Annotated in this window: 26 protein-coding genes; 12 read left to right on the top strand and 14 right to left on the bottom strand. The window is 39.7% G+C overall.

What is annotated here, in order from left to right; translation table 11 throughout:
- Window positions 1–215 precede the first annotated feature (215 nt).
- A complete protein-coding gene (locus tag C4B60_RS00205) occupies window positions 216–1,400 on the bottom strand; it encodes a toxic anion resistance protein (protein WP_104055547.1) in 1,185 nt (394 codons plus the stop codon).
- A complete protein-coding gene (locus tag C4B60_RS00210) occupies window positions 1,376–2,041 on the bottom strand; it encodes a 5-bromo-4-chloroindolyl phosphate hydrolysis family protein (protein ID WP_167578531.1) in 666 nt (221 codons plus the stop codon). Before C4B60_RS00210 ends, C4B60_RS00205 begins: the two co-directional genes overlap by 25 nt.
- A 298-nt stretch (window positions 2,042–2,339) precedes the next feature.
- Between C4B60_RS00210 and C4B60_RS00215 the strand changes: the two genes are divergently transcribed.
- Window positions 2,340–2,645 (top strand): ArsR/SmtB family transcription factor, encoded by a 306-nt coding sequence (locus C4B60_RS00215; RefSeq protein ID WP_167578532.1) that lies wholly within the window; start codon window positions 2,340–2,342, stop codon window positions 2,643–2,645.
- Between the two features lie 133 nt (window positions 2,646–2,778).
- Window positions 2,779–3,138, top strand: a complete 360-nt coding sequence (locus C4B60_RS00220) for a DUF1033 family protein (protein WP_104055553.1) — start codon at window positions 2,779–2,781, stop codon at window positions 3,136–3,138.
- 19 nt (window positions 3,139–3,157) lie between these two features.
- Here the strand turns inward: C4B60_RS00220 and C4B60_RS00225 are convergent, their stop codons facing one another.
- On the bottom strand, window positions 3,158–4,279 hold the full coding sequence (locus C4B60_RS00225) for an AI-2E family transporter (protein WP_245153835.1): 1,122 nt from the start codon (window positions 4,277–4,279) through the stop codon (window positions 3,158–3,160).
- 365 nt (window positions 4,280–4,644) lie between these two features.
- Here C4B60_RS00225 and C4B60_RS00230 point away from each other — a divergent pair, with 365 nt between their 5' ends.
- Together C4B60_RS00230 and C4B60_RS00235 are read left to right on the top strand one after the other, a co-directional pair.
- Entirely contained in the window at window positions 4,645–4,845 is a 201-nt protein-coding gene (locus C4B60_RS00230) for a cold-shock protein (protein ID WP_039809180.1), read from the top strand.
- Between the two features lie 123 nt (window positions 4,846–4,968).
- Entirely contained in the window at window positions 4,969–5,148 is a 180-nt protein-coding gene (locus tag C4B60_RS00235; protein WP_104055555.1) for a hypothetical protein, read from the top strand.
- Window positions 5,149–5,196: 48 nt separating this feature from the next.
- Here the strand turns inward: C4B60_RS00235 and C4B60_RS00240 are convergent, their stop codons facing one another.
- Window positions 5,197–5,487: a DUF3817 domain-containing protein gene (locus C4B60_RS00240; RefSeq protein ID WP_104055557.1), complete on the bottom strand. Its 291-nt coding sequence runs from the start codon at window positions 5,485–5,487 to the stop codon at window positions 5,197–5,199.
- Between the two features lie 194 nt (window positions 5,488–5,681).
- Between C4B60_RS00240 and C4B60_RS00245 the strand changes: the two genes are divergently transcribed.
- Window positions 5,682–6,146: a YkvA family protein gene (locus tag C4B60_RS00245; protein ID WP_167578533.1), complete on the top strand. Its 465-nt coding sequence runs from the start codon at window positions 5,682–5,684 to the stop codon at window positions 6,144–6,146.
- Between the two features lie 41 nt (window positions 6,147–6,187).
- Here C4B60_RS00245 and C4B60_RS00250 read toward each other — a convergent pair whose 3' ends face one another.
- The gene (locus tag C4B60_RS00250; protein WP_104055561.1) at window positions 6,188–7,792 is read right to left on the bottom strand and encodes an ABC-F family ATP-binding cassette domain-containing protein; all 1,605 of its coding nucleotides are present in this window, start codon (window positions 7,790–7,792) and stop codon (window positions 6,188–6,190) included.
- A gap of 187 nt (window positions 7,793–7,979) precedes the next feature.
- Here C4B60_RS00250 and C4B60_RS00255 point away from each other — a divergent pair, with 187 nt between their 5' ends.
- On the top strand, window positions 7,980–8,582 hold the full coding sequence (locus C4B60_RS00255) for an alpha/beta hydrolase (RefSeq protein WP_104055563.1): 603 nt from the start codon (window positions 7,980–7,982) through the stop codon (window positions 8,580–8,582).
- A 30-nt stretch (window positions 8,583–8,612) separates the two neighbouring features.
- Here C4B60_RS00255 and pepF (C4B60_RS00260) read toward each other — a convergent pair whose 3' ends face one another.
- Window positions 8,613–10,436, bottom strand: a complete 1,824-nt coding sequence (gene pepF, locus C4B60_RS00260) for an oligoendopeptidase F (protein WP_104055565.1) — start codon at window positions 10,434–10,436, stop codon at window positions 8,613–8,615.
- A gap of 122 nt (window positions 10,437–10,558) precedes the next feature.
- Window positions 10,559–12,382: an oligoendopeptidase F gene (gene pepF, locus C4B60_RS00265; RefSeq protein WP_104055567.1), complete on the bottom strand. Its 1,824-nt coding sequence runs from the start codon at window positions 12,380–12,382 to the stop codon at window positions 10,559–10,561.
- Window positions 12,383–12,556: 174 nt separating this feature from the next.
- Between pepF (C4B60_RS00265) and C4B60_RS00270 the strand changes: the two genes are divergently transcribed.
- The gene (locus C4B60_RS00270; RefSeq protein WP_104055568.1) at window positions 12,557–12,937 is read left to right on the top strand and encodes a PadR family transcriptional regulator; all 381 of its coding nucleotides are present in this window, start codon (window positions 12,557–12,559) and stop codon (window positions 12,935–12,937) included.
- Between the two features lie 31 nt (window positions 12,938–12,968).
- On the opposite strand, the gene C4B60_RS00275 is transcribed toward C4B60_RS00270, so the two are convergent.
- Window positions 12,969–14,153: an LL-diaminopimelate aminotransferase gene (locus C4B60_RS00275; RefSeq protein ID WP_104055570.1), complete on the bottom strand. Its 1,185-nt coding sequence runs from the start codon at window positions 14,151–14,153 to the stop codon at window positions 12,969–12,971.
- 138 nt (window positions 14,154–14,291) lie between these two features.
- Between C4B60_RS00275 and C4B60_RS00280 the strand changes: the two genes are divergently transcribed.
- From C4B60_RS00280 to C4B60_RS00295, 4 genes are all read left to right on the top strand, one after another.
- Window positions 14,292–15,533: a DUF4139 domain-containing protein gene (locus tag C4B60_RS00280; protein WP_104055572.1), complete on the top strand. Its 1,242-nt coding sequence runs from the start codon at window positions 14,292–14,294 to the stop codon at window positions 15,531–15,533.
- A gap of 91 nt (window positions 15,534–15,624) precedes the next feature.
- Complete coding sequence (locus C4B60_RS00285) at window positions 15,625–16,503, top strand: CvfB family protein (protein ID WP_104055574.1); 879 nt, start codon at window positions 15,625–15,627, stop codon at window positions 16,501–16,503.
- Window positions 16,504–16,530: 27 nt separating this feature from the next.
- Window positions 16,531–16,974 (top strand): hypothetical protein, encoded by a 444-nt coding sequence (locus C4B60_RS00290; RefSeq protein ID WP_167578534.1) that lies wholly within the window; start codon window positions 16,531–16,533, stop codon window positions 16,972–16,974.
- Window positions 16,975–16,988: 14 nt separating this feature from the next.
- Window positions 16,989–17,189, top strand: coding sequence for a hypothetical protein (locus C4B60_RS00295; RefSeq protein ID WP_104055577.1), 201 nt, complete (start codon window positions 16,989–16,991; stop codon window positions 17,187–17,189).
- Between the two features lie 503 nt (window positions 17,190–17,692).
- Here the strand turns inward: C4B60_RS00295 and C4B60_RS00300 are convergent.
- From C4B60_RS00300 to C4B60_RS00315, 4 genes are all read right to left on the bottom strand, one after another.
- Window positions 17,693–18,127 carry a DMT family transporter gene (locus C4B60_RS00300; protein ID WP_104055579.1) on the bottom strand — a complete coding sequence of 145 codons (435 nt, stop codon included), beginning with the start codon at window positions 18,125–18,127 and terminating at the stop codon, window positions 17,693–17,695.
- A 44-nt stretch (window positions 18,128–18,171) separates the two neighbouring features.
- A complete protein-coding gene (locus tag C4B60_RS00305; RefSeq protein ID WP_104055581.1) occupies window positions 18,172–19,269 on the bottom strand; it encodes a metallophosphoesterase in 1,098 nt (365 codons plus the stop codon).
- Between the two features lie 26 nt (window positions 19,270–19,295).
- Window positions 19,296–19,880, bottom strand: a complete 585-nt coding sequence (locus tag C4B60_RS00310) for a DUF6241 domain-containing protein (RefSeq protein ID WP_104055582.1) — start codon at window positions 19,878–19,880, stop codon at window positions 19,296–19,298.
- A 725-nt stretch (window positions 19,881–20,605) separates the two neighbouring features.
- Window positions 20,606–20,869: a YtzC family protein gene (locus C4B60_RS00315; RefSeq protein WP_104055584.1), complete on the bottom strand. Its 264-nt coding sequence runs from the start codon at window positions 20,867–20,869 to the stop codon at window positions 20,606–20,608.
- 131 nt (window positions 20,870–21,000) lie between these two features.
- Here C4B60_RS00315 and C4B60_RS00320 point away from each other — a divergent pair, with 131 nt between their 5' ends.
- Window positions 21,001–21,126 carry a small acid-soluble spore protein P gene (locus tag C4B60_RS00320; protein WP_104055585.1) on the top strand — a complete coding sequence of 42 codons (126 nt, stop codon included), beginning with the start codon at window positions 21,001–21,003 and terminating at the stop codon, window positions 21,124–21,126.
- Window positions 21,127–21,174: 48 nt separating this feature from the next.
- Here the strand turns inward: C4B60_RS00320 and speD are convergent, their stop codons facing one another.
- Window positions 21,175–21,996, bottom strand: a complete 822-nt coding sequence (gene speD, locus C4B60_RS00325) for an adenosylmethionine decarboxylase (protein ID WP_104055587.1) — start codon at window positions 21,994–21,996, stop codon at window positions 21,175–21,177.
- Window positions 21,997–22,219: 223 nt separating this feature from the next.
- Window positions 22,220–23,860 (bottom strand): thiamine pyrophosphate-binding protein, encoded by a 1,641-nt coding sequence (locus tag C4B60_RS00330; RefSeq protein ID WP_104055589.1) that lies wholly within the window; start codon window positions 23,858–23,860, stop codon window positions 22,220–22,222.
- Window positions 23,861–23,863 lie beyond the last annotated feature (3 nt).

Consider the following 23,863-nt stretch of genomic DNA (forward strand, 5'->3'; position numbering starts at 1 on the left):
GGAGATGATAACAATGAATAACTACTTAACCGCTGCCCATCAGGCAAGAATGGAAGAGCTGAATCGCCACAATACCAAAGTAAATAGAAACCAGTGGAAATTCACAAAGAAAAAATGGCTAAAATGGTTTTAATCAGAAAGCTCATCGTCCACCAGATGAAAATGAACACATAAAAAAGCACCATTCCAACAAGGGAAGCGGTGCTTTTTTGTGTTTAATTTTTTTTGTCCCTCAGCTGAAGCAGCTGCTGTTTTAATTCACTTTCCATTGCCTGAATTTCTGTTTCTGCCTGTCGGCGTTTTTCCCTTCCTTCCTGCTGGATGCGGAGGGTTTCTTCAAGGGTTGAAACGAGGTTTGCCTGCGTAGTTTTTAAGGTTTCGATATCAACAATGCCCCGTTCATTTTCTTTAGCCGTTTCAATGCTGTTAGTTTTTAGCATTTCAGAGTTTCTGAGCAGCAATTCATTGGTTGTTTTTGTAACCTGCTTTTGAGCTTCCACTGCTCTTTGCTGTCTAAACAGGGTGAGAGCAATGGCAATTTGATTTTTCCAAAGCGGGATAGCAGTAAGAATGGACGCCTGGATTTTTTCTGCCAGTGCCTGATTAATATTTTGGATCATTCGGATCTGCGGGGCACTTTGTATCGTAATTTGCCTGCTTAGCTGCAGATCGTGAAGGCGTTTATCGAGCCTGTCAATAAACTGCATCATATCATTTACTTCCTGGTATGCCATTTGATCATTGCTGGTTTCTGCTTTTTTGCGGAGCTCTGGAAGTGTCTTCTGTTCAAGCTCTTCACGTTTTATTTCTGCAGCTGCAATATAAATATTCAATGCCTGAAAATAATCCTTATTTTGCTGATACAGCTGCTCAAGCATTTGTATATCATCCATGAGTGATTTCTTTGAATGATCCAGCTTTATACTGATGCGGTCAACCTGTGCACCAAGCTTTTGATACTTTGACAATATTTCATTAACTGATCTGCTGACTCTGTTAAAAAGCTTTGAAATAACGCCTTTCTTTTGATCAGAAAGCTCCTCAGGATCAATTTGCTCAAGCCTATCCATCAATTCTTTTAAAATATCTCCAACTGGTCCCACATCTTTTCTTTGGACATGGTCGAGCATAGAGTGGGAGAAATTTGAGAGCTTTGACTGAGCAGCAGTTCCATACTCCAAAATAGACTGATGGTCAGAAGGGTCAATCTTCTGCGCGATTTGTCTGGCCTGTTCCTGATCCTTTTCAGGAATCACATCTACAAGACGCTTCGATGACTGTTCAGCATATGCTGTATCCTCAATAGGAGACAGTTCATTTTCTCCAAAAGGGTTTGCGAGCAGATCGTCTATCGTTGTGTTTTTTTCCTGTACTTTCACTGGCTGCCTGTTTTGTTCCATTCTGAAATCCCCTTCCTTGAATGCTGTTCACGGTCCATTGACTGTTTAGCATAATCAAGCTCAATTTTTAAGTTATCTATATCATTAGACAGAACATTCATTAGTTCCTCTTCGATGGAGGAATTCAATTCAAATAAAGTTTTGCGCGTATCCTCAAGAGAAGTCAGCACCTCTTTATTTTTAATTGGCTGCGCTGCAAGCATGGTATATTTTTCTGTTAGCTCCACACCCGAGTCTAAATGATAGAAGAAAAACCGTTCGGCTGTATAAAACCGTTTTGGATCTTTTTTAACAATTGTAAAGATTCGTCTTGAAAGCTTTACAAGATCATTTAGTTGACGCATAGCAGAAAGGGAGCGAACCTGAAATATTTTTCCCTGAAGCCGTGATATTTTCTTTTGTGACTCTGTTAAATTTTGCTGTATATATTCATATTCCTGAGAGCTTAAGCCGTAAGACTTGAGAATAGATCTGTGCTGGAACCACTTAATCACATAATAGGGAATGACTCCGCCTGCAATTCCTATTCCTAAAGCCACCCAGCCGTTTACATTAAAGAATGACAAGGGTATGATCCAGGCTAACAGTGCCAGTGGAACAGCAATACCGATTCTGGCCATGAAATATAAAAAATCTCTCATTATCATCTACTCCTTATAATGGCTTGTCTTATACTTACGAGCGGACGAGGGATTTAGTTTCATTTTTACCTGCATTTTATAAACAAATACTACTTCCGATACCTTTATATTGTCTCTGATTATCGATGCGATAGCAAGCCTCGGCTATCGTCATCTAACGTCTAGTTTTAAAAGACTATTTAGAGAATAAATTTTACCAATTATTATAGCTTTTTCAATTGAAGTAGGTATATAATAGGACAGAATAACCAATTATCAATGCAATATTATTTGTTTTATGGGAAGTGAGGTGCTGTTCATGAGTAAAAATCACTACTTGGTTGATGAACTTGCTGAGATCTACCGTTTATTAGGGGATAAAACAAGATTAGTCATGGCAAAAAAACTTTCTGAAGAGGAATGGACTGTTTCGCAGTTTGTTGATTTATTTAAGATCAGCCAGCCATTGGTCAGCCAGCATATTAAAAAATTAAAAGATGCCAAATTAATTACTGAAAAAAGGCAGGGGAAAAGAATTTTATATCAGCTGGATAAACAGGGTGAAAGTTATTCTCTAGTGCTTCAGTTAATTGCTCCAATGGTTGAACAGAATCAAAGCTTATAATGGGTACACTTCTAAAAGTTCACGCTATTTTCATAAAAAAGGAACAGGAAATAATTTCTTAAGCAAATCAATTTCATTCCTTCTTTTTTTTCTATAAAATATCGGTAGAACTTGTTAAAGAGGTGGTCTATAAGTGTGGAATATCATACAAACCAAAAGTGATGCAGAACCATGGTGGTTTCTCGAAGGTTGGCAGGAGGATATTTTACAGGAATGGACATTCAAAGATAAAAATGAGGCATTTGGTTTTTTTAAGGATAAAGTATCCACGATGGCTAAAAAATACCCTAGTGTGCGTGTGAAAAGGGGAACACAAATTGCATTTTGGGACAAGGAAGAATTGCTGTTTTGCGATGCTTGTGATGATGATTTGCAGCTTTATCATGGATTATTACTTCTATATAAGGGAGAACCCTTTATCAGCACTCATATGTCTTCTGAAGAAGTGAAGTTTTTTAATTCTATCTTAAACGGGAAAACGAGTGAGGCTTAAATTGCCTCACTCGTTTTTATTAAACCATTTGGTTTTTTTTGACTCTCCGCTGATTATACCGATTTCGTATTGTGATAAAGCGATAGGTATTTACAACGATCGTTTTTCCTACAGCGTAGGTCGGTACAGCAAGTATTAATCCGAGCAGTCCGCCAAAGCTGCCGGCTACAAGTAAGATAAAGATTATAGTCAGAGGGTGAATGGCTAATTTCTTCCCCATAACCTGAGGGGAAATCAAATTGCTTTCTAGCTGCTGTACAACGATAACTGAAATTAAAACCATCAGAGCGGTTAAAGGTGAATCGATAAAACCGACAATTAAAGCAGGAATAGTTCCGATAAAAGGACCGACAAATGGGATGACATTCGTCAGCATGGCAACAATGGCAAGCACAAGTGAATATTCAAGCCCGATAATTAAATAAGCGAAATACAGAAGCACTCCAACAAAAACACTTACAATGATTTGTCCCTGTATGTAAGAGCTTAAAGCAATATCCATATCCTCTAAAACCTTGCTGCCTTCCGGACGAAACTCTTCCGGTGTAAAACGTAAAAATTGTTCAGGAAGCTTTTGCCCATCCTTCAGCATATAAAATAACACAAAAGGAATGGTAACGATCACGATTGCAATGCTTGTTAAAATTCCCAAGAAGGATACAATATTGGAGCCGATTGAGTTTAATGCACTCTGAAGGTACTCGCCCCCCTGGCTTGCAATATCCTGATAGGAGATATCCTGGCTTTCCTGGAAATTCTGGAACCAATCTGACTGCTGCATATTGATTGCCACCTGGGCAAGCTCATCAATTATTGCCGGGATATTATCTACCAATGAATTGAACTGCTCTGATAGTGTTGGTCCTACAATGAAAACCAGACCGGTAATAAGTCCAATCCCTAATAAATAGATGACAAGGATAGATAGGCCGCGCGGTACGTATTTTGAAAGTAAATTTACAACCGGCCGCAGCAGGTAATAAAGAACACCCGCTATTGCAATCGGAGCAAATAAGGTGGTGACAATGATCGTAATAGGTGTAAAGATGAAGCTGACAAGATTCATTAAATAAATAATAAGAAGTACTGTGATAATGCCAAACCCGATTCTAAACCACTTAGACTTCGCAAGCTCTGCCAAATAAATCCCTCCATGAAAAAAATACCTTTTATGAATCTATCTTAACCTAGAAGCAGTCTGTTTGCTAATAATTCATAGGGGAAGTATTCAAAGTGAGAGCGAAGGGGACCAGTTTTTACACACGGCAACACTTGCCTTGCCAAAAAGTCAAAAGTCAGATAATATGGAAAAATTCATCACATTCCATTTGACATTTGCAGTGAAGGTTGTATAATAAGGATAACAAGTCAATAGCAAAATTACCTGCAAGTTGAGATTCACATATTACAAAAAGTGATCGGAACGCACGGTACTTTTCGTAATATGTGAATTTTCTTTTTGGTAAATTTGCATATTGTCAATTAATATTTTGGAGGTTTTTCATTATGAAAACTGGTACAGTAAAATGGTTTAACGCAGAAAAAGGTTTCGGCTTCATCGAAGTTGAAGGAGAAAACGACGTATTCGTACACTTCTCTGCAATCACAGGAGAAGGCTTCAAATCACTTGACGAAGGCCAACAGGTTGAGTTTGAAGTGGTTGAAGGTAACCGTGGACCACAAGCAGCTAACGTTGTAAAACTGTAATTGTTGATATAAAAAGCCATTCCCTAACAGGGGATGGCTTTTTTCACGTTTCCGGCGTGTTAGGTGTGTGCCCACGCAAGCGCCCCCTATTTTGAATACTATACCTCAAAAGGGGTGAGGAGCATGTCCAGTCAAAAAAAGAAACAGGAAGTGGAAGAAGTGGAAGAAGTACAAGAAGAAAGAAGACATCCATTTGACTCTTTTTGGAACTTCCATAAAGACCGTGAAGAAAAAAAGGCTGAAAAAAGCGAAGAGAGTTCTGAAGGTACTGATCAAGAAAGAAAGCGTCCCTTCTGGTTTTAAGGATTTCTCTGCTAAAAAATTCATCGTCAGCAGACGATGAATTTTTATTTACTCGAATTTTTTCAGTTGTGTATCAAGCGCTATATTTCCAAAAGGAATAAAGGCAACGATAAAAGAAAGGACAGGCCAGTGCCATTTCCAGCGGACTTTATAGGTTACATAAGCAATCACAAGACAGTAAATAACAAATAAAAATCCATGAATTGAACCGACAACGGTTACAGCTTCCGGAATGTTAAACCAGTATTTAAGCGGCATCGCAAGTCCCACTAGTATTAATAAAGAAAATCCTTCAAAAAACCCCATAAAGCGAAGTCGTCCAATTGGTGTTTTTAACATAACAAGTTCCTCCTGCGGCAATATCTTATCCTTTTATTAGTTTAGCAGAAGTCTGCTAAAAAAGGGATCAGTTCACGAGATCGACAAGGATACTCAAGCTTATTGAAGAGCCGACAGTTTAAAGGCATTTAGTTTATAAGGTAAAGAATAGAGGGAATAGAGATAATAGAAGGATAGCTGAGAGGATGAGAAGGATGGAAAAACAGCAAAACGAAGATTTTTATCATAGCCTGCGGGATAAAGTAGACAACTGGCTAAAAACGAAAACAGGAAAAAATCATAAATATGCTAAATACCTTTTGTTTGCTCCGGATGTGTTTTATCTGTTAATCAATGTAGCGAAGGATCCAAGGGCAGGTAAAAAGGACAAAGCATTAATCGTTGGCGCCATCGGATATTTTATTCTACCATTTGACTTAATTCCGGAAGGGGTTATTGGCCCTGGCGGCTATATTGATGATTTAATTATTGCTTCACTCGTACTTCAGGGTCTAGTTAATAATCTTTCCCCTGCCGTTATCCGGGATCACTGGGCAGGAGACGAGGACAGCCTCAAAATAGTAAACGAGATTGCAGGTTTATCCGATAAAGTAATGAAAAAAGGAGCAGCAGCTAAAATAATTCGAAAGTTTTCTAAAGGCAAAAAGACCCCGCAGTAAGCAGGGTCTTTTATATGTTTTTGCATTTAAATTGTTCCTTTTCAAGAAGAAACTTTTGTTTTATTCCATTCAAGAAACTCATCATAACTTAATTGCTTATCGGTAATTTTTCCATCCTTAATGTCAATAATGCGGTTCGCAATCGTTTGAACAAACTGATGGTCATGTGAAGTAAAGATCATGGCGCCCTTGAAGTTGATCAGCCCGTTATTTAAAGCAGTAATCGATTCAAGATCAAGGTGATTGGTTGGCTCATCAAGAACCACTACATTCGCCTGCTTAAGCATCATCCGGGACAGCATACAGCGGACTTTTTCTCCTCCGGATAAGACACTTGGTTTTTTCCGGACTTCTTCACCTGAAAAAAGCATTCTGCCGAGGAAGCCTCTTAAGAAGGTTTCACTTTGGTCGTTAGGGGAGTACTGGCGCAGCCAGTCAACAAGATCTGATTCATTTCCGGTAAAATACTCGCTGTTATCGTGAGGGAAGTATGACTGAGAAGTCGTAACGCCCCACTTGTAGCTGCCGCTGTCCGGCTCAATTTCACCCATAAGGATTTTCATCAGAGCTGTTTTAGCAATTTCATCTGTTCCAACAAGGGCAATTTTATCTTCTTTATTCATTGTAAAGCTGACATTATCCAATACCTTAACGCCATCAATGGTTTTAGATAGATCTTTTACCTGTAGAACATCATTGCCGATTTCTCGCTCAATCTCAAAATTCACAAAAGGATATTTACGTGATGATGGCTTGATGTCATCAAGTGAAATCTTTTCAAGCGACTTTTTACGAGATGTAGCCTGCTTTGATTTAGAGGCATTCGCACTAAAACGCGCCACAAACGCCTGGAGCTCTTTAATTTTTTCTTCTTTTTTCTTATTTTGATCATGCAGCATTTTTTGTGCAAGCTGACTTGACTCATACCAGAAGTCATAGTTTCCTACATAAATCTGAATTTTACTGAAATCAAGATCCGCAATATGCGTACATACCGTGTTTAGGAAGTGACGGTCGTGGGATACAACAATTACAGTGTTTTCAAAATTAATCAGGAAATCCTCAAGCCATTGGATTGCCTGGATATCAAGACCGTTTGTCGGCTCATCCAGCAGCAACACATCCGGTTTTCCAAATAGAGCCTGTGCTAAAAGGACCTTTACTTTTTCAGATCCGGTCAGCTCAGCCATTCTTTTCGTAAACATGGATTCAGCAATGCCAAGGCCCTGCAATAGGATTGCCGCTTCAGACTCAGCTTCCCAACCGTTCATTTCAGCAAACTCACCTTCAAGCTCAGCTGCTTTAATGCCGTCTTCATCCGAGAAATCCTCTTTCATATAAATCGCATTTTTTTCCTGCATTACTTCAAAAAGACGGGCATGGCCCATGAGCACGACATTCATTACTTCCTGCTCTTCGTATTCAAAGTGATTTTGCTTTAAAACGGCAAGACGCTCATTTGGTCCCATGGACACATTTCCTGTTTGAGCTTCAATTTCACCGGACAGTATTTTAAGGAACGTGGATTTTCCCGCTCCGTTAGCACCGATAAGACCATAGCAATTGCCTGGGTTAAACTTAATATTTACATCTTCAAACAGCTTCCGATCACCAAATCGCAAGCTGACATCTGTTACTTGAATCATTCATTTTCCCTCCATCACACAAACGTATCTATAAATTATATCATTAAACGAGGGAAGATGCATAAATTTACATGGATTTAATATTCGATTATCTTGAATTTAAGATATTTAAATTTGAAAGATCATTCGTATTTAATTATAATGGCTAGTATAGGCAATGCTAAAGAGGAGAGAAAGGACTGAGAATATGAAGCATATTTTTAAAGAAGGATCTTCAAAAAGACCAACGCTTTTACTACTTCACGGAACAGGCGGAACGGAGAATGACCTGCTGTCACTTGGCGGGCTGATTGACCCTGAAGCAAACATTTTGAGTGTACGGGGTGAGGTATCAGAAAACGGAATGCCCCGTTTTTTCAAGAGACTGAGAGAGGGAGTTTTTGATATAGAGGATTTGAAGCTTCAAACAAAGAAGCTGAATGAGTTTTTAGATCAAGCTTCCTCTGAATATGGGTTTGAGCGTGACAATGTGGTTGCTGTCGGCTATTCAAATGGTGCGAACATTGCAGCGAGCCTTTTATTTCACTATGAGAATGCATTAAAGGGAGCTGTTCTCCACCATCCTATGGTACCGATTAGAGGACTAGATTTACCAGACTCAAGTGCAATCAATGTGCTAATTACAGCGGGCGACAATGACCCGATCTGTCCACCTGAAGAAACAACTGACCTTGAATCCCTGCTGAAGGGAGCAGGAGCTGAGGTTGAGGTTTTCTGGCACAGCCAGGGGCATCAGCTGACTCAGGAAGAAGCTTATCACGCCAAGGAATGGTACAATAAAACTTATTAAAAAAGGCGTCCGCTACCGGACGCCTTTTTTCTATTCTTCTACATAGCTTTTCTCAAGCTCATTTACAAGCTCTCCCACAAAGGCTACTGCTTTTTTTATCGGATCAGCAGTAGACATATCAACTCCTGCATGCTGTAAAAGCTCAAGAGGAGATTTTGTTCCACCTGCTTTTAATACTTCAAGCCAGCGGTCAACAGCCGGCTGGCCTTCTTCTTCAATCAGCTTGGAGACGGCTGTTGAAGCAGTAAGACCTGCACTGTAGGTGTACGGGTAGAGCTCCATATAATAATGCGGCTGCCTCATCCAGGTTAATGCAGCATTATCATCGATTTCTACAGCATCACCCCAGAAAGAACATAAAATATCCTGCTTATAGGAACGCAATAAAGTAGCATTCAGCGCTTTCCCTTCGTCAGCTGCCTGATACACTCTCCGCTGAAGCTCGCCCTCAAGCAAATGAGTAACAAAATTATGATAATACGTGCCAAGGAACTGCAAAATAACCCAGCGCTTCATCCGTTTATCCTCTGTCGTTCTTAATAGATAGCGTCCAAGCAAAAGTTCATTCATTGTAGAAGGCGCTTCGATGAAATATCTTGACGGGCGTGTATTTAAGTAGCTTTGATTTTTTCCTGCGAGATAAAAATGACCTGCATGGCCAAGCTCATGCGTTAATACAAAAGCTCCGCGCATCGTATCAGTCCATGTCATAAGGATGTATGGATGCACACCATAAGGGCTTGAGCAGAAGGCACCTGTTGATTTTCCAATATTATCAGCCAGGTCAACCCAGTTATCCTTTAATCCTTTTTGCATGATATCAAGATATTCAGGTCCCATTACCTGAAGCGAGTCTAAAATTACTTTTCCGGCATTTTCAAACGTCGTTGAAGGATTAAAATCCGGATCAAGAGGAGCTTTTAAATCGGCAAAGGTCATTTTATCAAGTCCAAGCACTTTCTTGCGCAGGCGGGCAAGCTTTCTCATATGAGGCGCCAGCTCATCTTGAATGACATCCAATTGATTATGGTACATTTCTTTTGTTACCTGCTGGGAGTGAAGAAGCATATCCGTAACACTATCAAACCCTCTGAGCTTCGAAAGTGTTACTTGTTTGGTTACTTCCGTTTCATAGACGGCCGCAAAGGTGTTTTCATATTTGTTAAGAGTAGCCGAAAAAGATTCATAGGCTTTTCTTCTTGTTTCTGTATCCTTTGAAAACTCGTAGCGGTCCTCAAACAGCGCAAAAGAGTTTGGCAGAGCCTCCCCACTTTCCAGCAGAATATCCTCAAATGTCATATCAGATGTTTTACTGCGCTGATAAATGGCATAAGGACTATTTAACACCTGGCCGAGTGCTGCTAGTGCCTTTTCTGTTTCCGGGGACAGTTGATATGGCTTCTGGGCAAGAAGCTCTTCAAGCATGGAGCGGAATCTCTTTATTCCATCATCCTCAAGCAATTCTGTTAATGCTTGATTAGATAACAAAGACAACTCTGATTGAATAAATGAAAGTCGGCTGCTTATTTTTGCACTTACCGCTCCAACACGTGATGCATTAATCTGATTATCCTTATCCGTACCATCCACTGAATACTTTAATGTTGAATATGTAGAAACCCGGATGAACTTTATGATTAATTCTTCGTATTCGGTTAGACAGGAGATAATTTGTTCTTTTCCTTGATTCAGCGTGCCCTCGTAGGCAGCAAGCTTTTCAGAAGCAGGTATTAACTCATTTAAATCAGCCTCCCACGCTTCTTCAGTTGAAAATAGATCTGTTAAATCCCATTTCAGCTCTGCTGCGACCTCATTTCTTGCAGGGCGCTTAGAGGATGTGCCTGCTGTACTCAATACAATCAATCCTTCCTGAATTTATTTAGGTACACTAAATAGTATACAGAATTATAAAACAATTGCCTATTGTAAAATAAGAGAAAGAAGCTCATAAAACGTATGAACCCTGGTAATCCAATCTACTTCGAAAAGCTTCTTTCGAGCTCATCAATAAGATGACCGACAAAGTGCACTGCTTTTTTTAGCGTTTCAGCGGATGTCATGTCAACACCCGCTTCCTTTAACAGTTCGAGAGGAGGTTTCGTTCCGCCAGCTTTCAAAACATGAAGAAATTGCTCTACAGCCTGTTCTCCTTCTTCTTCGATCAAACGCGCTACTTCAGTTGATGCAGCTAATCCGGCACTGTAGGTGTAAGGGTAGAGGCCCATATAATAGTGAGGCTGCCTCATCCAGGTCATTGCTGCATCATTATCGATTTCAACCGCATCACCCCAAAACGATGTTAATACCGCCTTCATCTCACCGTTAAGCAGGGAAGCATTAATAGCTTTTCCTTCATCAGCAAGACTGTAAATTCTTCGCTGCATTTCACCTTCAAGTAAATGGGTGACAAAATTATGATAATACGTGCCAATCATCTGGAGGAGAACCTGCTTTTTAATTTGATCATTCTTACTACTCTTGAGTATTTGCTTACTTACTAGCAACTCATTTAAAGTAGACGGAAATTCAATAAAATAAAGTGAACAATCGCTGTTCATAAAGCTTTGATTTTGGGAAGCTAGATAAAAATGCCCTGCATGACCTAATTCATGAGCAAGCGTAAAGATATTTCTAGTCGTCCCGGCCCAAGTCATTAATAGGAAAGGATGTACGCCATAGGGGCTTGCACAAAAGGCGCCTGTAGATTTACCGATATTATCTCCAAGGTCAATCCACTTTTGAGTTAGAGCATCATTTATAATGCTGCTGTATTCGGGACCGAGTATACTTAGACCTTCCTTTACAACTGATGCAGCCTCTTCAAATGTAACAGGTGGGAGGCTGGAAGAGTGGAGGGGAGCCTTTAAGTCCACAAAAGTCATTTTATCCAGACCAAGTACCTTTTTCCGCAAACGAGCCAGCTTTCTCATATGAGGTGCCAACTCATTTTGTATGACATCAAGCTGCCGATAATACGCAGCAGAACTTATTTGCTGATTATGTAAAAGCATTTCAGTGGTTGAATTGAATCCACGTAATTTAGCTAACGCCACCTGTTTTTGAATTTCCGCTTCATAGACTGCGCTTAATGTGTGACTGTATTTGGTGAGTGTCTTAGAGAAGGACGCGTACGCTTTTCTTCTGATTTCTATATTAGCAGAGAATTCATAGCGAGATTCAAATAAAGAAAAGGAATTAGGAAGTGTAACGCCATTGTCTAATTTAATCTCATCAAATTTCATATCAGACATTTTACTGCGTTGATAAATCGAATAAGGGCTTTCAAGCACCTGCCCAAGATCTGCAAGTACCTTTTCAGTTTCCTGAGGCAGTAGGTAGGGCTTAAATGAAAGAACCTCCCTAAATAAAGAGGTGAATTCTCTCATGGTGTGATCGTTACTCAGCTCGTCTAATTCCTCATCTGAAAGCAATGATAACTCTGATTTAATAAAAGAAAGCTTTCCTTTTACCTTTGCATTAATGGTTGCGGCGCGGGAAAAATCCGCTTGATATTGCGCGTTGGTTCCATCGGTTGAATACATCAGCCGTGCATGTAGAAAAACATGGTTTAACTTGATCAAAACAGCTTCATATTCCTTAAGGCATGAGTAGATCCGCTCTTTTCCGTGTTGCAGCGTACCTTTAAAACGGGTAAGCCTGTCAGCTTCTGTTCCCAGTTCATCCGCTGCCTTGCTCCAATGTTCAGTGGTCGGAAAAAGAGGAGAGAGGTCCCAGGCATTCTCTTTTGGGATTTCATTTCTGGTTAATCGTTTTGAAGGTAAAGACTCAGGTCCTGACAAAATATCATCCTTTCAGCAAAATGTAATAACCTTCAGTATACAGAATTTTCAGGAGAAGGGGAAAGTGCCAAAATCAGCTGTAGAGAACGTATGATCGTTTTTAGTGACGAAGGGGGTAAAAACGTGGTAAAATAAAGAAAAGAATCATAGTTTTGGAGATGGAGGACGGTACATATGAGCAGTAAAAATAATCCGAAAAAATTTGCTTTAAATATGAGCGCTTCTCAATTTACAAAGTTTTATATTCTTCATTTATTATCTATCCGGCATTCCGGCATGATCAGTGAACATTTTAAGAGTGAGTTCAGGAAAATAGGGGGGAATTGGGAGCCTGCCCCAAGCACCCTGCTTGATGCGCTTCATGATATGACTGATGAGGGGCTGCTTCATCGAACCGATGATTATAAATCCCATGAGAAAAAACGGCAAAAGGTTTACTGGTACCGCCTGACAGATCAGGGGAAGGATGAATTCGGTCTGATGAAAAAGCAATTCCTGCCTTTATTTGAAGAGCAGAAAAAAATTATTGAAACAATAATAAAAACGGTATATTAAAAGGGAAAACGACATGCGTTTTCCCCTTTTTTTATTGATTTGCAGGTGTTTTAAATAATTCCAGTTTTTGAATTCTTTCCGCTGCTTTAAGCAGTAATTCCGCGTCTTGAACAAGTGCAATTCTCACATAGCCTTCACCACTCGGACCAAATGCGTGACCAGGGGTTAGGACTACATGTGCTTCATCCATTAAAAGCTGACAAAAATTCATTGACGTCATATCTTCCGGTACAGGAGCCCAGACGAACATTCCCCCTTCAGGAGCAGGGATATCCCATCCAAAGCTTTTTGCCCCCTGTATAAACAGATCTCTCCGGTTTTGATAGACAGCTCTTGCTTCTTCGCCGTACCAGTCGCCTTCAGATAGGGCTTTTGCTGCAGCAATCTGAATCGGTTTAAATACACCGTAATCAAGATTTGATTTCATCTGATGGACAGATTGGATCACCTGGGCATTTCCTGCAAGGTACCCGACACGGCAGCCTGCCATATTAAAGCTTTTTGATAATGAATTTGTTTCAACTCCAACATCTATTGCGCCGGGTACTGAAAGAAAGCTTATCGGGCGCTTTCCGTCATAGTAGAGCTCGCCATAGGCAAAATCATGAACAATCAAGATATGATGCTTTTTGGCGAATCGGATGGCTTCCTCATAAAACTCAAGCGTCGCCTGGACAGGAACGGGATTGCCGGGAAAATTTAAGATCATAATCGAGGCTTTATTCGCTGCTTCATCGGGTATTTTAGATAAATCAGGCAAGAATCCATTTTCCCTTTTTAACGGCATATAATAAGGTACAGCTTCAGCCATTGAAATTCCGGTTTCATATGCCGTGTAGCCTGGATCAGGTACGAGTATATAATCACCGGGATTTGAAAATACCATCGGCAAATGAACCAATGCATCCTGTGAGCCCATTGAAAGCATGACCTGGCTTACAGGGTCAATTTCAAGATCATGCTGTTTTTTATAATATACAGCAACCGCCTCGTCAAATTCCTTAATGCCGGTTAATGTGTAGCCGTAATGATCCTCCTGCTTGGATAACGAAGAAATCGAATCTCTTATAAAAGCTGGAGGAGCAAGATCAGGGCTGCCTATGCTCAGGTCAATCATTTCGGCGCCTTCACTTATCTTTAGCTGTTTATAGGCAGAAAGCTCACTGAAAATCAGCGTTTTAAAGCCTGCCATACGTCTTGCGTGTGTAAACTCCATCCATGCATTCCTCATTCCTATGTAAAGTACTTTTTTGGTGAATCTTCAATATTGTATCAAAAAGTGAGACAATAGAAAAATAATCCCGAAAAGGAGAGGTCGATTATCGAACATGTAAACGAATCAGCCCGTGAATCGATGCATTTAGTTGTCTATGAAGGAGACTTTGCTCTTGTAACGGAAAAGCGCAATCTGTCTGATGCTCCAGCCGAGTGGCTTCTTTTAACCGGTTTCCCAAATCAAATGGATCCCTTAAGTCTTACTCTCACCGGACTTACAGCTTTAGAATGGACGATTAAGCCTCCTGTCGGCGTAAATGAACGGGCAATTTTAAAAGAAATGGAAGGCGAGGTTATTTTATTTGGCCTAAAGGGCGAAAAGAAAGAACGATACCGGCTGATTGCCTCTGATCCTGACCTCATCCTTGAGCATATGACGACAAACGAAATATACTTAAACCCTTCAGGAGAAATCGCGATCCTCTCTATGCCTGAGTCAGTCAGCAATCAGCCTCAGTTTATTATACGGCTGAACCAAACAGACTGGCCAAAAACTGCCACGCTTACTTACATTGTAAACAAAATCCGCTGGAGTGCTCGGTATATAGCAATCCTTCAAGATCGTGAGCTCCATTTAAAAGGAACCATTGCGATAGAGAACCATTCCGGGACGACATTGGAAAATCTGTCTCTTCAGGTTATTGCAGGTGAAGTAAAACGCCTTCGGGGGAAACCAGAGCGGCCAAATGAGTCTTTTATGAAGATGGCAAGCAGTGAACAGCTTGGAGAAGAAGGCAGCGAAGAGGGAGCTGGTGAGCTGCATTTATATACCATTCCTTTTGACACCTCACTTCCCAATAAACATACTAAAATGATCCCTTATATTGAGCTGGATACACCTTATAGATTATATTATGTGGCAACGCCTCAGGCGGAACACCCGGAGACAGAAATCGAATGGAAACATCGTAGTGAGGTTCCACTCGCAAAAGGAGTTATTACCTTTTATTATCAATTGCCTGAACAATTGCTATTTGCAGGGCAAGACAGCTTTCCATATACACCAAAGGACAAACTGGTTCATTCTCATCTAGGCAGAGCTAACGATATCGATTCTGTCTATGATCTTATAAAAAGCTATATGAGCGGGGAAGATATGTTTGAAGAGCATCGATATGTGCTGACGAACAGAAAAGATCAGGATGCAGAAATTATCATCACGCAGCCTGTATATCACCAGGTGTGGGAGGTTGCAAAAACGTCAGATCCCGTCACAGATAAAACAGCAAATGAGCTTAAAATAAGTGTAGTACTCAAGCCGGGAGAAACAAAATCGGTTCTTTTCACTCTTAAATACCCCAATACTAATAAAAGAGTGTAAATCCCCTCAGTCATTTGTGCCATCAACCTATACAACAAGGCGTGTTCATGGTAGATTAAACAAACAATAGAGCAATACAGGAGGAAATGTTATGAATGAAAGAGAAGAATCAATTACAGGAACGGTCCAAAGACTGACTGTGGATCGTGAAGCACCATTTGGCTATTATCTTAAACGCGGATCTGAGGAATTTCCGATCAATCAGTCTGAAGTGACAGATGATTTGCATATAGGAGAAACATATGAATTTTTCCTTTATGCTGACCGTAGAGGAAGAACGGTTGCATCAATGAATTTACCTGAGATTCGCAAAGGTACATACGGATGGGCAAAGGTGATAAAAGTAAATGATCGGGACGGAGCGGCGTTGGATATCGGGATTTCACGCGAAGTCACTGTTGTCGCGATGGATCTGCCTGCTGCTAAACATGTATGGCCACAAACGGGCGATTATTTATATGTAACACTTCGAACAGACCGTGCCGGCAATATGTTTGCTAGGCTCGCTACTGAGGAAATGGTACAGGTTCTCTCAGCACGTGCTGAATCAGAGGATCTTCATAATAAAGAGCTTAAAGCCAGACCTTATCGTCTGCTCAGAGTCGGCACATTTTTACTCACTGATGAAGGGTATATTTGTTTTGTCCATGAAAGTGAACGCTATGAAGAGCCGAGACTTGGCGAGGAAGTGACCGTACGGGTAATCGGAGTAAAAGACGATGGCACGTTAAATGGATCACTGATCCCGCGTAAACAGGATAAAATGCTTGATGATGCTGAGATCATTTTTGACTATTTAATTGAACATGGCGGGGAAATGCCGTATGGCGATAAAAGTGATAAGGAAGATATCTACAATACATTTGGTATGAGCAAAGCAGCGTTTAAACGGGCCCTTGGAAGGCTTTATAAGGAAAAGAAAATTAAGCAGGCAGAAGGTAAAACCTTTCTTCTACAAGAAAACGTATGAAAAAAAGAATAACCCTAACTAAAAGGAATGAAATTGATGAATATCAATATTGAAGTAACGAAGGAACAGTATAAAAAGATCCTGCAGGCATTTTATCTAGGGGACTTAGTACTTCATTCAATGAAGGAAACGCCAGAAGAAACCGATGCTGAATTTACAGCAGCGGAACAGCTCTTATTTTCTTATGCAAAAGAAGCGGGATTAGACGATTATATTGAGTATGACGAAGAGTTCAAGGAATATTTTCCAACTCCGTTAATGGAGCAGGAATTTGATCAGGGAATAAGAACGTATGAACAGGAAATTCTACCCGACCAGATTGCAGCTCTTTTAGCAAGAAATCAGGTAGAAGAACTGATCAAGCAGAAGAAAGTGGTACAGGAGGAAGCGCTGCAGCTATTATTTGAATTAGAGGACGAGTTTTTGACCAGATTGGAACAAAACGGATTACAGGGACTTTATTTAAAATAAAAGGAGGCTTGCAAATGAGATTTCAACCGGCAATGATTGCAGTGAATATCATTTTTGCAGCTTTAACAGGATTCTGGACCGTTCAAAATATCATTCGAGGAGAAACAGCAATGGCTGCATTACTCGGATTCATATGTGTCATTAATGTTTTTATTGCGATCCGCCGGTATCAAATTGCCAAACTCCATGATGAGAGGCAGCAAAGCCTGAAGTGAAATTACATAATGTAATTTCACTTTTTTTAAAATTCTGTCTCATTATTTGAAGTTTACTTATGATATGAGATAAATAAAGACACTTTTATAGTTCGTCCTATAATATATATTATGTAAACTAAAAAGAAAAAATAATAGGAATATGATTATCAAAGCTTTTATCGTATATCCCCCACTTAAAACCTATCTGAATCTGTTTGCCAGCTAATTAAAGCTGCTCGATATTATCAATTTAGCGATTTTACTTTAAACAAAATTTATAACGTCTATCTTATTTAGTAATGATCATTCATGCGCTATACAATTGCTGCAGCTGATTACGTGATATTCATAAAATCATTTAACATAATTTTATCCTATTAATTTTTTTATCAGTTTAAATCGATCAACATGTTTTATTTGTATTGAATTGCTATTGGCTGAATTCAGATCCCTGACTAATTTACAATTTATAGCCAGGGATTTTTGCTATTGATTAATAGTAGCTTTTAACTAGCAATTCATTATTTATAATTAAATAAGTAGATTGATCCGAGCATTAGTAATAATGCAACTGCTTTTCTGCCGTCCAACGGAAATACCTGCCCGCCGAATAATCCAAAATGGTCGATAATGACAGATATAAAAATCTGACCGGCAATTATGGAGAAAAATGCAGCAGTCACACCAATTTTAGGCACTGTCAGCACCATAATTAATACATATAAAGCGCCAAGCAGTCCGCCGATCAACTGGCTTTTTGGCACCTCAGAAATCGCCAGGAAATTGCCTTTGCCGAAAAAAAGAACAACAAAAAATAATGCAGCAGTACCAATTAAAAATGACATAAAAGAAGCCTCTACAACACCGATCCTTTTCCCTAAACCACCGTTTACGACCGCCTGTATGCCAACTGCAATTCCGCCTGCTATGGCAAGCAATAAATAGATCCATTTCATAAACCGACTCCCCTTCTGCCTGCATCGACTGCTAATAAATGAGATTAATCTTCAAAAGTTACGTTTATAACCATAACCTCAGCTCTGCTGCCAAGTCTCAGCGGCGGTCCCCATGTACCGAAACCTGACGTAACGTAAGAATGCAGGGAATCTTTTTTTAAGTATCCCCAATCGTTTTCATAAATCATGCTGGTGATAATATTAGCCGGAGCTACCTGACCCCGGTGCGTATGCCCGGAGAGAAGAATGTCTGCTCCCCCGTCCTTAGCCTCATCAATTTCAACTGGCTGATGATCAAGCAAAATAATCGGCTGACTTGAATTGAGGTCGTTTAGCAGTTCATCGACTGATGCTCTTTCAGGATCCGTTAAGTCTTTTCTCCCTGCAATATACATACCATTCACCGTTTCGATTTCATCCATTAAAACAGTAATTCCTGCCTGTTCCAGATCAATTTTAATTTCCTTGAGATCACCGCCGTAGTATTCATGATTGCCTGGTACTGCAAATACCCCCAGTGGCGCCTCCAGTTTCTCCAGCTCTTCTCCCATCCCTTTTTGCCGGTACGGGGCTATATCATCATTGATGATATCTCCGGGCATGAGGATCATATCAGGAGCTATTTCCTCAGATAAAGCAGTCAAACGCTTTAGATGCTCATTTCCTACAATTGTTCCTAAATGAAGATCCGACACGACAAGAATTTTAAGTTCATCAATTTCTGCATTTTTTTCTACAGTTAGGTCAAAATTTCTAACAGTCGGGCTCCAGGCGTTAAAAGATCCGTATCCAAAAATAAATAGATAGGAGGCAATTACACATACACCGGTCCAATATGTACTGTAGGTATAGTTTTTTCTTTTTAAGAAAAAGACGATCATGTTTGCTGCAGGAAGAAGAATCAGGCTGTAGCCCGCAACAACAAACCAGAAGCCTCCAATCAGTTCAAGCAGAACTGCGTCTAATAGTCTTCCAAACACATAGGAAGATGTTAAGAAAAGTATAAGAAGAATATAAACATATTTATTAATCCTGATTGGAGATGACTTAAGCCACCTCCAGCCGTTATAGCCAATATAAAAAGATAAAGCGCCATACAATAATAATGAAAATAAGATTGCTAGTATCTGCAAAAACGTCATAAAGAAATAGTCCTTTCCAGTGCCAATTAATCGGACATGCTATCGATGTATTTCTGTTCCTGTTCAGGTGTTAAAATACCGGTTGCTTCTCCAATTGTACCATCCTGCATCCTCCAAATGGTGTTGTGGTCCTTATCTACCTGAGAAAAATCACCGGATTCCCAGCGCTGAAGAATCGCTTTATACGTTGCTGCATTGCCTGAACTAATATTATTGCTCTCTTCTACAGCCTCTAACAGCCACTGTATCCGCACCGGGTGAATCTCGTAATAGCCCCATTTTTCTTTGGCTTTTACCTTCTGATGAGACATACCGTGGATGTAATCCTGAATCTGATAATCAGCTGCTTCTTCTTTTGTTACCTTACCATTAAAAGGATTTAACCCTTCTTCTTCAAATTTTGCAAGCTCCTCATCTGTAATGGCACCTGTTGCTGCAGCTCTTTCATCTTCCGAGTCTTCTTTCGCGTTTGAATTAGGGGCAGATGCATGTGAATGATCTTTTTCTTCGCTTATCTCCTCAGATCGATCCAGCCATTCATAAGTCCCCCACGCAAGCCCGACTAACAAAACAAAGGCTCCTGCTATGATAAGTAATTTCTTTTTTGTCATAAAATGAACCCCCTGACAGTATTTTCTATAAATCTATCGTATAGAAAAAAGAGGCTGGAAACAAGTTAATCTTACTCTATTTAAACGTGTGGATCTTACATAATGATTGAATTTAAATTAAAATCCGTCATTTTAAACATATTCAATGGAAATGAAACATATCATGTACCTAAGAGGTTCGAAAATTGCCATTTAATTAAACACGCCAAAAATTATGTAGAAATATTTGTTGTTTCAACTGTGAATAATTCAGGTAAAGAGGAGTACAGTGAATGAACAGTAGTTTTACTCAATTTTATAAGGGGGAACTTTATTATGAAAATTAAAGTAAAAAGCTGGCGCATGCTTACTTCTCAGGATAAATTATTTATATTGGAGGCTGTGAGCCACCGTTCACAGTCAAAGCATCAACTAAAAACCGTTTCATAACAAGTTTTTTCTTCAGTGGCGTACAATCTTCCTAATTTCTGCTAATCCATGTATGAATAGATCCTGCTATTTTGCTGATATAACCTCACATTTAACTTGTTTTCTTTCTAAAGAGCAAATTCGGGAATGCTTATTTCTTTGTTTTTATTTTTGTTTTTGTTGCCCTTTTCTCCGTAGGCAATTCTCTCCTATCCCTTCGAGTTGAGTCGTGCTATTTTAGCCTCCATTTATTCATGCAACCTTTTCCGCGAAGGCAGCAGTAAAAATCCTTCCCTTTAACCAGGAAGGATTTTTTGTCAGTGTCGTAGTAATATCATTTGATTTTGAAGTTCCTGGATCTGAAGTCTTTTTCTTTGAAGCATATCTTCCTGCTGATGATTAGCTGATTTAAGTATTTTTTCCAAGTCCATGCTTGCTTTTTCAAGATCGAGCTGGCACTGTGCAAATGCGTCATCATTATCATGCTCCTGAAGCGAGGCTTTTTTGTATTCCTCTTTTGCAAAAAGAATCACTTCTTCACATTGACTAAGGCATGCCTCGATGGAATCTCTTGTCGCCATACATACCCTCCTGTTCACTTTTTCTTCTGCATTCTCCTAGTATGGTCACTCTGTGTAGTTCTTATCAATTTTTTTGCAGCTGTTTGAATAAAATAATCCACCAGGCAAAAACTATTGCCGGAGGTGATCAAATGAGCGGGAATAAAGAAACCAATAAAGGAAACGATTCAGGTCAGCCAAAGCCTTTAAGCGGTTCTCATAAGGTGAAAAATAAAAATCATACAAGACAAAACCATTCAAATAAAAATAGCCTATAAGGAATCAAAGTAAAAAAGCTCTGACCACGTAGGATCAGAGCTTTTTGTTTATGACTTCAAATTTTCAGGAAGATTTTTCCCGTAAAAAATTTCATCCATTTCTATTTTTAATTTCCTTGTTATATCATTAATTTCCTGATCGTTTAATTTATCCTTTTTATATCCGAAAAGGTAATTATTTAAGTCAAAGTCCTTAAGCTTACACTTGGTATGAAAGATATTCTGAGGATAAACATTCACATCAATCATGTCATATTCGTCTTTAATCTCCTCAGGAATGAAGTTTTGGATTGAATTGATATCATGATCAATAAACAGCTTCTGACCGTCGACATCCCTTGTAAAGCCCCTGACGCGATAATCCATCGTCATAATGTCTGTGTCAAAGGAATGAATCAAATAATTCAGCGCCTTCAGTGGTGATATTTCACCACATGTAGACACATCAATATCTGCTCTGAATGTGCTGATCCCTTCATGCGGATGGTATTCAGGATATGTGTGAACAGTTATATGACTTTTATCAAGCTGAAGAGTGGCAATAGATGGAAGCGGACCGGGTGATTCATCAAAATGATCGGTAGGAACCTCTACAATAGGTCCTTCTGATACGAGAATCGTTACGCTGGCTCCCTGCGGTACATAATCCTGCTTAGCAATGTTTAACACATGAGCACCAATAATGTCAGCTACATGCGTCAATATTTTTGTCAGGCGATCTGCATTATATTGTTCGTCAATATATTCTATATACGCTTCTCTTTCCTCTTTTGATTTTGTGTAGCATATATCGTACATATTGAAACTTAATGATTTAGTCAGATTATTAAATTCATGAAGCTGTATTCTTTTTTCCTGTGAAAGTTTCATGCCAAAAACTCCTTTATGCAGTGCATTTGTTTAGTTGTATGATACCCTTTCGCTAAACAGCTAAACGATTAAGGTTTTGATAAATTTATGCGTCCTATCATAACATTTTCATCCTAAAATGACTAATTATTAGTTGACTAAAATTTAAAAAAACACCGATAATTTTATTCGGTGTTTTTTTAAAATTTATATTTCTTATTCGGAGTTGCTACTTAGTATTAAGTTACTTTGAAAATGATGAAAGGAATTTAACCCTGTCTCCCATTGGCGGTACTGAGTTATCGACCAAATTAATTTCAATGAGCCGTGGTCCTTTATATTTCAGCAGATCATTGAGTGCTTCCTGATCAAAATCTTCAAGGCTTGTAATAACAAGTGAGGGTATGTTAACAGCATCGACGATTGAAGCGATGGATGTGAAAGACTGTGAAAAACGCTCATGTACTCTTTTATATTGAAGTGAATGCCCATGATGAACCATTCCAAGACGAGAGTTATTGAGAACAATAAAGGTAATTGGCAAATTGTATTCCTTAGCTGTAAGGATTTCCATCCCGTGCATAAAGAAGCATCCATCTCCTGTAATGCAGGCGATTTGTTCTTCAGGTTTTGCTAATGCCAGTCCAAGGCTTGAGGCAATTCCTGTTCCCATTGATCCGTAATGAACATTGATATCAAATGTATGGGATTCTTTCACTTCCATATAATGAATTACATAGGACATAAATTCACCTATATCAACTGTATACCTCGTTTTATCAGAAAGCATCGATTGCAGCAGCGGCAGAACCGTTTTTGTGTCATATTTCTGCACTTTTTCAGGTTTAATTATTTCAACAGCCGGAGTTACACCTGCTCCCTCAATAATCTGTTCAGCTTCAGGCAATAAAGCAAGCAAATCTTTAATGGTAGACGCACAATCTCCCTCTAAAGGGTAATCAATTTTATATTTGCGGGTAAATACACTCTGGTCCCTGTCTATTTGGATAATCGTTCTGTCTTTTGTTAAAAGATCCTGATAGTTGCTAGTTGCTGTCTCTCCAAGGCTTGAGCCAGCTATCAATAATATGTCATGGTCTCCTTCGTGGACAAGCTTCACTGCGCCAGGATGGCCGGCAAATCCATAGACACCACTATGCAGCGGATGGTCATAAGGGATAAGTCCTTTAGCCTGAGGTGTTGTTACAAAAGGCCAGGAAAGCTTTTCAGCCAATGCCAATGCCTCTGCTACTGAATTTCTGGAGCCGTTCCCAAGGAAGAGTACTCCTTTTTTTCCTTTCATCACTTCAGCTGCTTTTTCAATTTCCTCCTGCTTTGCACCAAGCGTGTTAAAGGCTGGGAATGGAGGAAGTTCAACCTGCTGTGCCGGCTGCAGCTGAACGTCGATCGGAAGAGCCAGATGGACCGGACCAGGGATTCCTTCTAAAGCCATCTGAACTGCCTTATGAAGCTCTGTTAAAAGGTCCTCAGGTTTTTCAACTCTTTTACTGTATTTTGTAACCGGCTTAAAGACAGGTTCGGCATTTAATTCCTGAGAGGCATTCCACCCCATTGTTGAAAGCGGAACCGCTCCTGTTAAGATAAGCAAAGGGATTTGTTCTCTTTGTGCATTTGCTGCACCGGTTACAAGGTTCATTGCACCAGGGCCGCTGCAGCCAATAACAACACCAAGCTTTCCGGAGTACTTTGCATAAGCCGCTGCCATAAGAGCGGCAGCCCCTTCATGCTTAGCAACAACAGGCGTTAATTCCTTGCGGTCATAAAGCTCATCAAAAATTGCATTAACCGACCCTGCTGGAATACCGAATAAATACTCTACTTCCCCTTGTATTAAATAATCAATAATATGCCCTGCGTTTTTCATAAC

Source organism: Jeotgalibacillus proteolyticus, assembly GCF_002926065.1.
Taxonomy (GTDB): domain Bacteria; phylum Bacillota; class Bacilli; order Bacillales; family Jeotgalibacillaceae; genus Jeotgalibacillus; species Jeotgalibacillus proteolyticus.

What these genes read in the sequence shown, in the direction of transcription:
- C4B60_RS00205 (WP_104055547.1), bottom strand. Translation starts at nt 1,400, where the DNA reads ATGGAACAAAACAGGCAGCCAGTGAAAGTACAGGAAAAAAACACAACG.
- C4B60_RS00210 (WP_167578531.1), bottom strand. Translation starts at nt 2,041, where the DNA reads ATGAGAGATTTTTTATATTTCATGGCCAGAATCGGTATTGCTGTTCCA.
- C4B60_RS00215 (WP_167578532.1), top strand. Translation starts at nt 2,340, where the DNA reads ATGAGTAAAAATCACTACTTGGTTGATGAACTTGCTGAGATCTACCGT.
- C4B60_RS00230 (WP_039809180.1), top strand. Translation starts at nt 4,645, where the DNA reads ATGAAAACTGGTACAGTAAAATGGTTTAACGCAGAAAAAGGTTTCGGC.
- C4B60_RS00235 (WP_104055555.1), top strand. Translation starts at nt 4,969, where the DNA reads ATGTCCAGTCAAAAAAAGAAACAGGAAGTGGAAGAAGTGGAAGAAGTA.
- C4B60_RS00240 (WP_104055557.1), bottom strand. Translation starts at nt 5,487, where the DNA reads ATGTTAAAAACACCAATTGGACGACTTCGCTTTATGGGGTTTTTTGAA.
- C4B60_RS00245 (WP_167578533.1), top strand. Translation starts at nt 5,682, where the DNA reads ATGGAAAAACAGCAAAACGAAGATTTTTATCATAGCCTGCGGGATAAA.
- C4B60_RS00250 (WP_104055561.1), bottom strand. Translation starts at nt 7,792, where the DNA reads ATGATTCAAGTAACAGATGTCAGCTTGCGATTTGGTGATCGGAAGCTG.
- C4B60_RS00255 (WP_104055563.1), top strand. Translation starts at nt 7,980, where the DNA reads ATGAAGCATATTTTTAAAGAAGGATCTTCAAAAAGACCAACGCTTTTA.
- C4B60_RS00270 (WP_104055568.1), top strand. Translation starts at nt 12,557, where the DNA reads ATGAGCAGTAAAAATAATCCGAAAAAATTTGCTTTAAATATGAGCGCT.
- C4B60_RS00275 (WP_104055570.1), bottom strand. Translation starts at nt 14,153, where the DNA reads ATGGAGTTTACACACGCAAGACGTATGGCAGGCTTTAAAACGCTGATT.
- C4B60_RS00280 (WP_104055572.1), top strand. Translation starts at nt 14,292, where the DNA reads ATGCATTTAGTTGTCTATGAAGGAGACTTTGCTCTTGTAACGGAAAAG.
- C4B60_RS00285 (WP_104055574.1), top strand. Translation starts at nt 15,625, where the DNA reads ATGAATGAAAGAGAAGAATCAATTACAGGAACGGTCCAAAGACTGACT.
- C4B60_RS00290 (WP_167578534.1), top strand. Translation starts at nt 16,531, where the DNA reads ATGAAATTGATGAATATCAATATTGAAGTAACGAAGGAACAGTATAAA.
- C4B60_RS00295 (WP_104055577.1), top strand. Translation starts at nt 16,989, where the DNA reads ATGAGATTTCAACCGGCAATGATTGCAGTGAATATCATTTTTGCAGCT.
- C4B60_RS00300 (WP_104055579.1), bottom strand. Translation starts at nt 18,127, where the DNA reads ATGAAATGGATCTATTTATTGCTTGCCATAGCAGGCGGAATTGCAGTT.
- C4B60_RS00305 (WP_104055581.1), bottom strand. Translation starts at nt 19,269, where the DNA reads ATGACGTTTTTGCAGATACTAGCAATCTTATTTTCATTATTATTGTAT.
- C4B60_RS00310 (WP_104055582.1), bottom strand. Translation starts at nt 19,880, where the DNA reads ATGACAAAAAAGAAATTACTTATCATAGCAGGAGCCTTTGTTTTGTTA.
- C4B60_RS00315 (WP_104055584.1), bottom strand. Translation starts at nt 20,869, where the DNA reads ATGGCGACAAGAGATTCCATCGAGGCATGCCTTAGTCAATGTGAAGAA.
- C4B60_RS00320 (WP_104055585.1), top strand. Translation starts at nt 21,001, where the DNA reads ATGAGCGGGAATAAAGAAACCAATAAAGGAAACGATTCAGGTCAGCCA.
- speD (WP_104055587.1), bottom strand. Translation starts at nt 21,996, where the DNA reads ATGAAACTTTCACAGGAAAAAAGAATACAGCTTCATGAATTTAATAAT.
- C4B60_RS00330 (WP_104055589.1), bottom strand. Translation starts at nt 23,860, where the DNA reads ATGAAAAACGCAGGGCATATTATTGATTATTTAATACAAGGGGAAGTA.